At 70.5% G+C, this 11,926-nt stretch carries 9 protein-coding genes; 4 read left to right on the forward strand and 5 right to left on the reverse strand.

What is annotated here, in order from left to right:
* Window positions 1–100: 100 nt before the first annotated feature.
* The 4 genes from MET9862_RS26010 to MET9862_RS26025 all read left to right on the forward strand — a co-directional run bounded on the left by MET9862_RS26010 (window position 101) and on the right by MET9862_RS26025 (window position 6,442).
* Window positions 101–2,299, forward strand: a complete 2,199-nt coding sequence (locus tag MET9862_RS26010) for an RNA degradosome polyphosphate kinase (RefSeq protein WP_244612916.1) — start codon at window positions 101–103, stop codon at window positions 2,297–2,299.
* 100 nt (window positions 2,300–2,399) lie between these two features.
* Complete coding sequence (gene ppx, locus MET9862_RS26015; protein WP_142585865.1) at window positions 2,400–3,974, forward strand: exopolyphosphatase; 1,575 nt, start codon at window positions 2,400–2,402, stop codon at window positions 3,972–3,974.
* 141 nt (window positions 3,975–4,115) lie between these two features.
* Entirely contained in the window at window positions 4,116–5,741 is a 1,626-nt protein-coding gene (locus MET9862_RS26020) for a sensor histidine kinase (protein ID WP_142585870.1), read from the forward strand.
* Entirely contained in the window at window positions 5,738–6,442 is a 705-nt protein-coding gene (locus tag MET9862_RS26025) for a response regulator transcription factor (RefSeq protein ID WP_142585866.1), read from the forward strand. Before MET9862_RS26020 ends, MET9862_RS26025 begins: the two co-directional genes overlap by 4 nt.
* Before the next feature lie 99 nt (window positions 6,443–6,541).
* On the opposite strand, the gene gatB is transcribed toward MET9862_RS26025, so the two are convergent.
* The 5 genes from gatB to MET9862_RS26050 all read right to left on the reverse strand — a co-directional run bounded on the left by gatB (window position 6,542) and on the right by MET9862_RS26050 (window position 11,871).
* On the reverse strand, window positions 6,542–8,014 hold the full coding sequence (gatB, locus tag MET9862_RS26030; RefSeq protein WP_142585867.1) for an Asp-tRNA(Asn)/Glu-tRNA(Gln) amidotransferase subunit GatB: 1,473 nt from the start codon (window positions 8,012–8,014) through the stop codon (window positions 6,542–6,544).
* A 230-nt stretch (window positions 8,015–8,244) separates the two neighbouring features.
* Window positions 8,245–8,544 carry a hypothetical protein gene (locus tag MET9862_RS26035; RefSeq protein ID WP_142585871.1) on the reverse strand — a complete coding sequence of 100 codons (300 nt, stop codon included), beginning with the start codon at window positions 8,542–8,544 and terminating at the stop codon, window positions 8,245–8,247.
* The gene (gatA, locus tag MET9862_RS26040) at window positions 8,541–10,022 is read right to left on the reverse strand and encodes an Asp-tRNA(Asn)/Glu-tRNA(Gln) amidotransferase subunit GatA (RefSeq protein ID WP_142585868.1); all 1,482 of its coding nucleotides are present in this window, start codon (window positions 10,020–10,022) and stop codon (window positions 8,541–8,543) included. The genes MET9862_RS26035 and gatA overlap by 4 nt, the downstream gene beginning before the upstream one ends.
* Window positions 10,023–10,110: 88 nt before the next feature.
* Window positions 10,111–10,398, reverse strand: coding sequence for an Asp-tRNA(Asn)/Glu-tRNA(Gln) amidotransferase subunit GatC (gatC, locus tag MET9862_RS26045; RefSeq protein WP_142585869.1), 288 nt, complete (start codon window positions 10,396–10,398; stop codon window positions 10,111–10,113).
* Window positions 10,399–10,569: 171 nt separating this feature from the next.
* Window positions 10,570–11,871: a carbohydrate porin gene (locus MET9862_RS26050; RefSeq protein WP_244612915.1), complete on the reverse strand. Its 1,302-nt coding sequence runs from the start codon at window positions 11,869–11,871 to the stop codon at window positions 10,570–10,572.
* Window positions 11,872–11,926: the final 55 nt, after the last annotated feature.

Below are 11,926 nucleotides of genomic sequence, written 5' to 3' on the forward strand. Positions count from 1 at the left end.
TCAGGTGGAGGGCGACGTCGATGACGAGCCCCGGCCTGCACCGTCGCGCGAGCCGGCTCCGTCCGTTGATCGCGGCGACGAGTGGCCGGTCGCCTCTGACCTGCCCGAGTCCCCCGCCGCGCCGGCCGACCGGCCGGCCCGCGAGCCGGTGGTCGAGGCCGGACGCTCCCTGCGCCACTCGCCCGAGCGCTTCGTGAACCGCGAGCTGTCCTGGCTGCAGTTCAACCGCCGGGTGCTGGAGGAGGCCTCCAACACCAACCACCCGCTCCTGGAGCAGCTGCGCTTCCTCTCGATCTCGGCGAACAACCTCGACGAGTTCTTCATGGTCCGCGTCGCCGGCCTGCACGATCAGGTCCGGGCCGGGCTGACGCTGCCCTCTCAGGACGGGCTGACTCCCTCCGAGCAGCTCGCCCGCATCTCGGCCGAGGTCTCGCGCCTCGCCGAGGACCAGCAGACCCGCTGGCGCGAACTGCGCGCGGAACTCCTCACCGCCGACATCGCCCTCGTCGAGCCCGGCGAGCTGAAGCCGGAGCACAAGGGCTTCCTGGAGGAATACTTCCTCAACCACGTCCTGCCGGTGCTGACGCCGCTCGCCATCGACCCGGCGCACCCCTTCCCGTTCATCCCGAATCTCGGCACCACCATCGCCCTGATGCTGGTGCGCCCCAAGGACGGGCGGACGCTCCGCGCGCTGATCCGCATGCCCGGCGTGCTCGACCGCTTCGTGCGGCTGCCCGCCGTCGAGGGCGATCCGGCCGCGCGCTTCATCGCGATCGAGCAGGTGATCGTGATGTTCACGGGGCGCCTCTTCCCCGGCTACCACGTGCGCGGGCAGGGCGCCTTCCGGGTGGTGCGCGATTCCGATCTCGAGATCGAGGAGGAGGCCGAGGATCTCGTCCTCCACTTCGAGACCGCCCTGAAGCAGCGCCGCCGCGGCGTCGTCATCCGCCTTGAGGTCGAGGCCGGCATGCCGGAGGATCTGCGCGCCTTCGTCGCCGACGAGCTGGAGATCAACCCGGACGCGATCTTCCTGGTCGAGGGCATGCTCGCGCTGAACGAGCTGTCGCAGATCGTCGGGATCGACCGGCCGGACCTGAAGTTCAAGCCCTACAACCCGCGCTTCCCCGAGCGCATCCGCGAATCGGGCGGCGACGTCTTCGCGGCGATCCGGCAGAAGGATTTCTGCGTCCACCACCCCTACGAGTCCTTCGACTCGGTGGTGCAGTTCCTGGCCCAGGCCGCCCGCGACCCGAACGTGGTCGCGATCAAGCAGACGCTCTACCGCACCTCCTCGAACTCGCCGATCGTGGCCGCGCTGGCCGAGGCGGCCGAGCTCGGCAAGTCGGTCACCGCCCTGGTTGAGCTGAAGGCCCGCTTCGACGAGGAGGCCAATATCCGCTGGGCGCGCAACCTCGAGAAGGCCGGCGCCCAGGTGGTCTTCGGCTTCGTCGAGCTGAAGACCCACGCCAAGCTGTCGATGGTGGTGCGCCGTGAGGGCGAGCGCCTCGTCACCTACTGCCATATCGGCACGGGCAACTATCACCCGATCACGGCGCGGATCTACACCGACCTGTCCTTCTTCACCGCCGACCCGGCGATCGCCCGCGACGTCAGCCGGATCTTCAACTTCATCACCGGCTACGCGGAACCCGCTGAGCTCGAATGCATGTCGGTCTCGCCGCTGACCCTGAAGCCGCGGCTCCTCGAGCATATCGAGGCGGAGATCGCGCATGCCAGGGCCGGGCGCCCGGCGGCGATCTGGATCAAGTGCAACTCGCTGGTGGACGGACAGATCATCGACGCGCTCTACGACGCCTCGGAAGCGGGCGTGCAGATCGACTGCGTGGTGCGCGGCATCTGCTGCCTGCGGCCGGGCATCCCGGGCTTGTCGGAGACCATCCGGGTCAAGTCGATCGTCGGCCGCTTCCTAGAGCACGGGCGCATCTACGCCTTCGGCAACGGCGTCGGGCTGCCCCATCCGAAGGCCACGGTCTACATCTCCTCGGCCGACCTGATGAGCCGCAACCTCGACCGCCGCGTCGAGGCGCTCCTGCCGATCACCAACGCCACCGTGCACCAGCAGGTGCTCGATCAGATCATGCTGGCCAACCTCCTCGACAACCGCCAGAGCTGGCGGGTGCTGGCCTCGGGCGCGAGCGAGCGGATCCAGCCGGCCGAGGGCGAGGAACCCTTCAACGCCCACAAGTACTTCATGACGAATCCGAGCCTGTCGGGCCGCGGCAAGGCCTCGAAGAAGTCGAGCCCGCGGGCGCTGAGCCGCCGGGCGCAGAGAGGGTAACCTTCTTCCCAACCTGGGACGAAGAACCTGCCATGACCCCTGGAAAAACGGGCCTCCCTTCGGGGCGACCGGTTCCAGGCGGTCCGTTTTGGCTCTAGCTATGGGCCGGGCCGCGCCCTCCGGGGCACGGCGCGCTAACCAAGGAACGGCAGAGTTGGGTCTTCTTCCCGCCACCACCGGGCCCGCGGGCGACCGGCTGGACCCGGTCGCGATCATCGATATCGGCTCGAACTCGGTGCGGCTCGTCGCCTACGACGCCCTCACCCGCGCGCCCACCCCGATCTACAACGAGAAGATGCTGTGCGGCCTCGGCCGCAACGTGCTGACGACGGGCCGCCTCAACGACGAGGCGGTGCGCCGGGCGCTCAGCGCGCTGACCCGCTTCCGTATCCTCTGCCGCACCATGGGTGTCACGCGCCTCCACGTGCTCGCCACGGCCGCCGCCCGCGACGCCGAGAACGGCCCCGCCTTCCTGGAGGCGGCCGAGGCCGCCTGCGGCACCGGGATCGAGCTGCTCTCGGGCCGGCGCGAGGCGGAGCTGTCGGCCCTCGGCGTCATCTCCGGCTTCCACGCGCCCGACGGCGTGGTGGGCGATCTCGGCGGCGGCTCCCTGGAACTCGTGGACGTGCGCGGCCAGGTGGTGGGGCAGGGGGTGACGATGCCGCTGGGCGGCCTGGCCCTGCAGGACCTGTCGGGCGGCTCGCTCAAGAAGGCGGCCAAGCTCGTGCGCGAGCACATGCGCAAGGCCGCGCCCCAGCTCGAGACCCTGAAGGGCCGCACCTTCTACGCGGTCGGCGGAACCTGGCGGGCGCTCGCCCGCCTGCACATGGCCGCGCGGCAATACCCGCTCCACGTGATGCACGGCTACACGGTGGAGCCCTCGGACGAGCTGAGCTTCCTCCAGGTGGTCGAGCAGTCGGACGCGGCACAGCTCCAGGATGTCGATGTGATCTCCGAGGCGCGCCGGCCGCTGCTCGCCTACGGCGCCGTGGTGCTGGAGGAGATCATCCGGGTCGGGCGGCCGCGCGAGATCGCGATCTCGGCCTCGGGCGTGCGCGAGGGCCTGCTCTACGAGCAGCTCGACCGCGACCAGCGCGCCGGCGACCCGCTCCTGACCTCGGCCGCCGAACTCAACGCCCTGCGCGCCCGCGCGCCCGCTCATGGCGAGGAGCTGTGCGCCTGGACCGACCGCTTCATCGAGAGCCTCGACGGCCCCGAGACGGCGGACGAGCGGCGCCTGCGCCACGCCGCCTGCCTGCTCTCCGACCTCGGCTGGCGGGCGCATCCGGATTATCGCGGCGAGCAGAGCATCGCGCTCATCCAGAACGCGGCCTTCGTCGGCGTGGACCATCCCGGCCGGGCTTATCTGGCCCTCGCCGTGGCCTTCCGCCATGTGGGCGTGGCGCCGGAGCGGGCGAACCCGGTGCTGCGGGCGATGGCGGGCCCACGCCTGTTCGAGCGGGCGCGTCTGCTCGGCGCCCTGCTGCGCGTCGCCTTCCCGCTCTCGGCGGCGATGGGCGGCGTGCTCGGCACCGCACCGCTCGCCGTGATCGATGGCCGGGTGACGCTGCACTTGCCCCCCGAGCTGCGGGACCTCAACAGCGAGCGCCTCCAGGGCCGCGTGCGCGCTCTGGCCCGCCTGCTGAGCCTCGAGGGGCGGGTGATCGCGGGCTGAAACGCCCCGTCGGGGCGCGCTCCTCGGGCGTCCGTTCGGTCCGCCCTCGTCATCCGCCCTCGTCATCCGCCCCCTTGGCCCACCGGGCGGCGGATGCCATGCTTGGTCCCAACCGCCCGCGAGGCGGGCCGGACGGGGATGATGCGCTCGCTCAAGGTTCGATTCGCGCTGCTGCTCGGCGCGGCAGCCCTGCTCGTCGTGCTGGCCGCGGCGGGCGTGCTGGCCTCGATCGCGGCTGCCGAGCGCACGATCGACCGCACCCTGGAGGCGCAGGGGCGGCTGGAGCTGCTCGCCGAACTGTCCGGCCGCATGACGCAGTTCGGCCTCGCCGCGATCGAGACGGTCGGCAGTCCCGACACCCAGCCCGAGGCGCTGGCGATCGCCCGCACCAATGTCGACCGGGCCCTGTCCGCCGTGGATGAGGCGCTGGCCCGGAGCATCCAGGAGAGCGACGACCCGCTCGACCGGATGCAATACGCCGCCCGCACCCGCCCGATGGCGCAGCTGCGCGGGGCCCGGGTGATCCTCGACCGGCAGGTGGCCCAGATCACCCGGGGGAACGCCGAGCCCGAGCAGCGCCAGAACGCGATCAAGGGCGCGCTCAACGGCTTCGGCGCCATGACCGGCCAGCCGCTCTCCTTCCTGATCGAGGCGGAGCGGCGCAGCATGGTGCTCGGCTCCGAGCAGGCCCGCGCCCTCTCGAACCGCCTGCGCGTCGCCTCGGCGCTGGCGGTTCTCGCGGCGCTGGCCCTCGTCACCGTGCTCTACCGCAGCGTGACCCGCCCGACCCTCGCGCGGATCGAGGCGGTGCGGCGCGCGGCAGGCGCAGTCGGCCGCGGCGAGCTCGACACCCGCCTCTCGGTGGCGACCCGCGACGAGCTCGGCCTGCTGGTGGCGAACTTCAACCGCATGGCCGCGCGGCTGGCCCGGCGCGAGCGGCGCGTGGCCGCCGACCGGGCGGAGCTGGAACAGACGATCCAGAGGCGCACGGCGGATCTGCGCGCCGCCAATGCCCGGCTTGAGGCGGTGGACCGCTCCCGCCGTCGCTTCTTCGCCGATGTCAGCCACGAATTGCGCACGCCGCTCACCGTGATCCTGGGAGAGTGCGACATCGCTGCTCGCGGCGCGGGCCGCGGGATCGATCAGGGGCCGGCCTTCGCCACCATCCGCAAGCGGGCGCAACGCCTGAAGCTGCGGGTTGAGGACCTCCTGCGCATCGCCCGCTCGGAATCCGGCGAGATCGAGTTCGACCGCCGGCTCATCAGCGCTGCCTCGGTGCTCGCCGAGGCCATCGACAACAGCGCGTCCGAGGCCGCCCGCCGCCGCGTCGCGGTCGATTTCGATCCCGGCGCCCGCGACATCGAGCTGATGGCCGATTCGGAATGGCTGCGTCAGGTGGTGGAGAGCCTGATCGACAACGCCCTGCGCCACGCCACCGGCCTGACCCGCGTCACCGTCGCCCTGGAGCCCGGGACCGGCGCGGCGGGTGCCTCGGCCGTGATCACCGTCAGCGACGACGGTCCTGGCTTCGGCGCCGCAGAGGACGCCCTGTTCGAGCGCTTCCGCCGCGGCGAGCGCCCGGCCGAGAGCGGCTTCGGCATCGGACTCGCTCTGGCCCGCTGGGTGGTGGAGCAGCATGCGGGTACGATCGCCCTGGGCACGGGCGAGGAGGGGCGCGGCGCCCGGGTCCGCCTCGAACTGCCCGCGCTCGATCAGGCCGACGATCTCGACCCCGCCCCCCTCAAGCAGAAGGACGATGCCGCATGACGCGGATCCTGATCGTCGAGGACGATAGCGACATCCGGGGCATGCTCGCCCGCGGCCTGGAAGCGGAGGGGTTCGAGGTGGGCACCGCGGGCAATGTCGATGACGCGCTCTCCGCGGCGCGCACCGAGATCCCCAACGCGGTGGTGCTCGACATCACCCTGCCGGACGGCTCCGGCCACGACGTCTGCCGCTCCCTGCGGGCCGGCGGCTATCCCGGGCCGATCCTGTTCCTCTCCGCGCGCGACGAGGTGCGCGACCGCGTCGAGGGGCTGGCACTCGGGGCCGACGACTACATCGTGAAGCCCTTCGAGTTCGACGAACTGGTGGCGCGCCTGCGCACCCATCTGATGCGCCGCGAGAGCGCCGAGGCGCCGCGCACCACCCTCAGCGCGGGCAAGCTGACCCTCGACCTCGACACGCGGCAGGTCTCCTGCGGCGAGGCTTCGGCCCGGCTGACGCCGCGCGAGGCGGAGCTGCTGGCCATGCTGATGGAGAGCGCCAACCGCCCGGTCTCGCGCGCCGAGATCTTCGAGAAGCTCTGGGCGAGCCAGGGCGGCCTCTCGCTGAACGTGGTCGACGTCTATATCGGCTACCTGCGCTCCAAGATGGCCGATTTCGTCCGCCACGGCGGCCCCGTCCTCACCACCGTGCGCGGGCGCGGCTTCATGCTGGAGCTGAAGGGCCAGAGCTTCCGGCACTGATCCCGGTCATGGGATCCCAAAGGGACCCAGTCCCTTTGGCGGGGCGCCGGGGCTCCGCCCTGACCCGCGAGAGGGGTAACCCCTCTCGACTCCCGGACCCTACTCGATGCCGAGCTTGGCCTTGAGCAGGGCGTTGACCGCAGCCGGGTTCGCCTTGCCGCCGGTGGCCTTCATGGTCTGGCCCACGAACCAGCCGAGCAGGGTCGGCTTCTCCTTGGCCTGGGCGACCTTGTCCGGGTTCTTGGCGATGATCTCGTCGACCGCCGTCTCGATGGCGCCCGTGTCGGTCACCTGCTTCATGCCGCGGATCTCGACCACGGCGCGCGGGTCCCCGCCCTCGGTCCAGACGATCTCGAACAGGTCCTTGGCGATCTTACCCGAGATCGTGCCCTCGCCGATCAGGTCGATGATGCTCCCGAGCTGATCGGCCGAGACCGGGCTCTGATCGATGCCGAGGCCCTCCTTGTTGAGGCGGCCGAACAGCTCGTTGATCACCCAGTTCGCGGCGACCTTGCCGTCCCGGCCCTTGGCCACCGCCTCGTAGAAATCGGCGGAGGCGCGCTCGGCGACGAGCACGCCGGCATCGTAGGCGCTGAGGCCGAAATCGGCCACGAAGCGCGCCTTCTTGGCGTCCGGCAGTTCCGGCAGACCGGCCGCGAGCCCGTCCACATAGGCCTGGTCGAATTCGAGCGGCAGCAGGTCCGGGTCGGGGAAGTAGCGGTAATCGTGCGCCTCTTCCTTCGAGCGCATCGAGCGCGTCTCGCCCTTGCCCGGATCGAACAGGCGCGTCTCCTGGCTGATCGTGCCGCCATCCTCGATGATCGCGATCTGGCGGCGCGCCTCGGTCTCGATGGCCTGGCCGATGAAGCGGATCGAGTTGACGTTCTTGATCTCGCAGCGGGTGCCGAGCGGGTCGCCGGGCTTGCGCACCGAGACGTTCACGTCGGCGCGGAGATTGCCCTTCTCCATGTCGCCGTCGCAGGTGCCGAGATAGCGCAGGATGGTGCGCAGCTTCGTCACATAGGCCTTGGCCTCCTCCGACGAGCGCAGATCCGGCCGCGAGACGATCTCCATCAGCGCGACGCCGGAGCGGTTGAGATCGACGAAGCTCTGGTTCGGCGCCTGGTCGTGCAGGGACTTGCCCGCATCCTGCTCCAAGTGCAGGCGCTCGATGCCGACCGTGATCGACTCGCCGTCAGGCAGATCGACCAGCACCTCGCCCTCGCCGACGATCGGATCCTTGTACTGGGAGATCTGGTAGCCCTGCGGCAGGTCCGGGTAGAAATAGTTCTTGCGATCGAAGACCGAGCGCAGGTTGATCTTCGCCTTCAGCCCGAGGCCGGTGCGGACCGCCTGGGCCACGCATTCCGTGTTGATGACGGGCAGCATGCCGGGCATCGCCGCGTCGACCAGCGAGACGTTGTCGTTCGGCTCGGCGCCGAAGGCGGTGGAGGCGCCGGAGAACAGCTTCGAGCGGCTGGTGACCTGGGCGTGGATCTCCATGCCGATCACGACCTCCCAGTCGTGCAGGCCGCCCTTGATCAGTTTCTTCGGGTTCACGGGTGCGTTCATGGTCGTCCGGGCCGGGGCGCAGGTCAGAGGTCGATCCCACCTGCCACCTCATCCCGAGGTGCCGGAGCCACGCGGAGGCCTTGCACCTCGGGATGAGGTGGCAGGTGGGGCGGGCTGTCGAAGGCCCGTCTCATGCCGGGCAGTTAGGGGCGGCCACCGCTGCCGGTCAAGCGGGGCGGGCCGAGCCGGACCGGGCGAGCACCCGCGATGGCACGGCGCTCCGTCGCGCGTCAGGCCCCGCGCCGGACGAGGCGGCGGGCGCCGAAGCCGAGGATCGCCCAGACGAGCGCCGCCACGGTGCGGACCGGGAAGAAGGTCGGCCCGTCATGGCTCACCGGGGCCGGCCAGGGCATGCCGACCGCGCCGATCGCCCAGGAGACCAGCACCGAGACGGCGAGGGCGATGATCGCCGCGATGAAGACCTTGCCGAACTGGCTCGCCGTCCAGCCGAGATAGAGGGCGAGCCCGATCAGGACCGGGTCGAGTCCGGCCCAGATCCAGACGGTCCAGGGGTAATAGGGGACGGTCATGCCCACCAGGGCTTCGGCAGCGCCGTGCGCCCGGCCGCGTCCTCGATGGTCTGGGCGACGGCGAACAGGGTCTCCTCGTCGAAGGGCCGTCCGATCAGCTGGAGGCCGAGCGGCAGGCCCTGGCTGTCGAGCCCCGCCGGGACGGCGATGCCGGGCAGGCCCGCCATGTTCACCGTCACCGTGAACACGTCGTTGAGATACATCTCGACCGGATCCGCGGAGGCCTTCTCGCCGATGCCGAACGCCGCCGACGGGGTGGCGGGCGTGAGGATCGCATCGACGCCCTCGGCATAGGCCGCCTCGAAGTCGCGCTTGATCAGGGTGCGGATCTTCTGGGCACGCACGTAATAGGCGTCGTAATAGCCCGCCGAGAGCACGTAGGTGCCGATCATGATGCGGCGCTTCACCTCGCGGCCGAAGCCCGCCGCACGGGTGTTCTCATAGAGGCCGACGATGTCGTTCGCCGGCACGCGCAGGCCGTAGCGCACGCCGTCGTAGCGGGCGAGGTTGGAGGAGGCCTCGGCCGGAGCCACGATGTAGTAGGCCGGCAGCGCGTACTGGGTGTTCGGCAGCGAGATCTCCTTGATCGTCGCGCCCGCATCCTTCAGCCAGGCGGCGCCCTGGTCCCAGAGCTTCTGGATCTCGGCCGGCATGCCGTCGACCCGGTACTCCTTCGGGATGCCGATGGTGAGCCCCTTCACGCCGCGGGAAACCGCCGCCTCGAAATCGGGCACGGGCAGGTCCACGCAGGTGGTGTCGCGGGCATCCGGCCCGGCCATGGAGGCGAGCAGGACCGCGCAGTCGCGCACCGTGCGGGCGATCGGGCCCGCCTGGTCGAGGGAGGAGGCGAAGGCCACCGTGCCCCAGCGCGAGCAGCGCCCGTAGGTCGGCTTGATGCCGACCGTGCCCGTGAAGGCGGCGGGCTGGCGGATCGAGCCGCCGGTATCGGTCGCGGTGGCGCCGAGGCAGAGATGGGCGGCCACCGCCGCGGCCGAGCCGCCGGACGAGCCGCCGGGCACGATCTGCGCGTCCGAGCCGGTGCGGCGCCAGGGCGAGACCACGTTGCCGTAGGCGCTGGTCTCGTTCGAGGAGCCCATGGCGAACTCGTCGAGGTTCAGCTTGCCCAGCATCACCGCGCCGTCGCGCCAGAGATTGGCGGTGACGGCCGATTCGTAGTGCGGCTCGAAGCCTTCGAGGATCTTCGAGCCCGCGGTGGTGGTGACGCCGTGGGTGCAGAACAGATCCTTGATGCCGAGCGGCAGCCCCTCGAGGGGGCGCGCCTCGCCGGCGGCGATCTTCCGGTCCGAGACCTCGGCCTGGGCCAGCGCGCGCTCGGGCGTCTCCAGGATGAAGGCGTTGAGGGCGCGCGCCTTCTCGACGGCGGCGATATGCACCTGCGTCAGCTCGCGGGCCGAGAAGCGCTTGGCCTTCAGCCCATCGCGCGCCTCGGCGAGGGTGAGTTCGTTGAGTTCGCTCACGTGTCCGTCCTCATGCCCGCCGCGGCGGCGGGCCCTGCCCGGCGGTTCAGCCCGGGCGTGCAGCAGGATTCCAGCGCGTCTGTCCGGCCTATTCGACCACCTTCGGGACGAGGAAGTAATGATCCTCGGTCTCGGGGGCGTTGGCCACGATGTCGGTCGCGCGCCCGCCTTCGGTGACGACGTCCTCGCGCTTCTTCATGCGCATGGGCGTGACCGAGGTCATCGGCTCGACGCCCGAGACATCGACGGCGCCGAGCTGCTCCACGAAGGCGAGGATGGCGTTGAGTTCGCCCTGCAGCGGCGCCACGTCCTCCTCGGAGACGGCGATGCGCGCCAGATGCGCGATGCGCCGGACTGTCTGTGCGTCGACCGACATGCTGCCCCGTTCATCCGCCCGGCCGGGCGGTCATTTCAGAGATCCGCCGCGCTATAGCACCGGGCTTCGCGGGGCCGCAACGCGGGCGCGCGCCCCTCTCCCGCTCTGGAGAGGGGCGCACGTCGCCCTTGACGTGCGGGGCTGCGTTTCGCCGGCCGCCCCGATCCGCCTTCACCGGCTCCCGGGCCCGCTCGCGAGGCCGGCCAGCGTGAACAGATCGACCGAGAGCTTGGCGCCGACCACGAAGGCGTCCGGGATGTTCCGCGGCCGGAAGGGGAAGCGGGTCTGGTCCGGGTTGACGATGTATTGCAGATTCGGGGTCAGCCGGATCGCGGGCGTGACCTGGATGCCGTAGTTCAGCTCCATCATCACCTGCTGGGTCGGGACCCTGCGGTTGAGCCCGATCGCGGCCTGGGCGAGCGCGATGTTGGACAGCGCCAGCGGGCTGAACTTCTGCGTGTTGATGACGAAGCCGACCGTGTCGTAGGGGCGCCCGGCGAAGGTGCCGGTCTGGAGCGCGCCGATCTCCAGGAAGTAATCCTCGACGAGCCGGCCCGAGGTGCCGGCCATGGCGACCCCGAAGATCGTCAGGCCCTGAATCCCGGTCGGGTCGGGGCGCCAGACCATCTGGTCGAAGCGGGCATAGACGCCGGAGCGCCCGAAGCGGGTCAGGGGATTGAGGCCCGTCAGCACGGCCGCGCGGCCGGTGACGTCGCGGACCGGGTCGGCGTAGTCGGAGGCGTCGTACCAGCCGCCGATGCCGTAGTTGCGGGGCAGGGGATCGTTGGCGAAGGTCGTGGAATAGCCGAGCTCGAACGGCACGATCGCGCCGGTGGCACCCTTCAGGGAGAAGTCGAGGCCGTTGTCGCCGGGCTGCTGATGCAGCGGATTCACCTCGTAGGCGCCGGCATGGACGAAGACGGTGTCGGTGAGCCAGGCCTTGGCATGCGCCCCCCAGCTCGAGACCGGCCAGAAGGTGAAGTTGGAGGTCTTGAACACGAAGGTCGGGTTGCCACAGGCCGAGTTCGTCTGGAAGTTGCAGTAGATCGGCGAGTTCAGGAAGTTGATGTTCGCCACCAGCCGGCCGACCTCGATGTCGAGGCGGTTGTCAAACAGCTTCTGCTGGTAGGAGAGCAGCGTCAGCCGGGTGGTCTGGCCGCCTCCGTAGATCTCCTGCACGCTGGTGTTGTTGCCGATAGAGTCCTGGGCGAGGCTGCGGCCGTGGCGGTTCGTCACCGCCACGTGGAACGAACCGCCCTCGATGCCGGCGAGCCGCTGCAGGTCGCCGTCGATGCCGAAGAAGAGCTGGCCCGCCCAGGCCGAGCCCTGGCGGATGCCGCCGACAGGGTTGATCGCCCCCTGGCCGGTATAGTTCAGGAGGAAACTCAGCCCGTTGCCGAGGTCGAGGGTGCCCGGCGGCAGGGACGGGGGGGTCCCGATCGGGGCCCTTTTTTGTTGCCTGCGCCCGGCCACCACTGAACTCAACCGACGCGAGACGCGAGAACGAGGAGGAAGACGATGGGCGGCG

The organism is Methylobacterium symbioticum (assembly GCF_902141845.1).
Lineage (GTDB): Bacteria > Pseudomonadota > Alphaproteobacteria > Rhizobiales > Beijerinckiaceae > Methylobacterium > Methylobacterium symbioticum.

Bases quoted from the DNA above. Each gene is read 5' to 3' on its own strand.
- ppx (WP_142585865.1), top strand. From the start codon at position 2,400: ATGGGCCGGGCCGCGCCCTCCGGGGCACGGCGCGCTAACCAAGGAACG.
- MET9862_RS26020 (WP_142585870.1), top strand. From the start codon at position 4,116: ATGCGCTCGCTCAAGGTTCGATTCGCGCTGCTGCTCGGCGCGGCAGCC.
- MET9862_RS26025 (WP_142585866.1), top strand. From the start codon at position 5,738: ATGACGCGGATCCTGATCGTCGAGGACGATAGCGACATCCGGGGCATG.
- gatB (WP_142585867.1), bottom strand. From the start codon at position 8,014: ATGAACGCACCCGTGAACCCGAAGAAACTGATCAAGGGCGGCCTGCAC.
- MET9862_RS26035 (WP_142585871.1), bottom strand. From the start codon at position 8,544: ATGACCGTCCCCTATTACCCCTGGACCGTCTGGATCTGGGCCGGACTC.
- gatC (WP_142585869.1), bottom strand. From the start codon at position 10,398: ATGTCGGTCGACGCACAGACAGTCCGGCGCATCGCGCATCTGGCGCGC.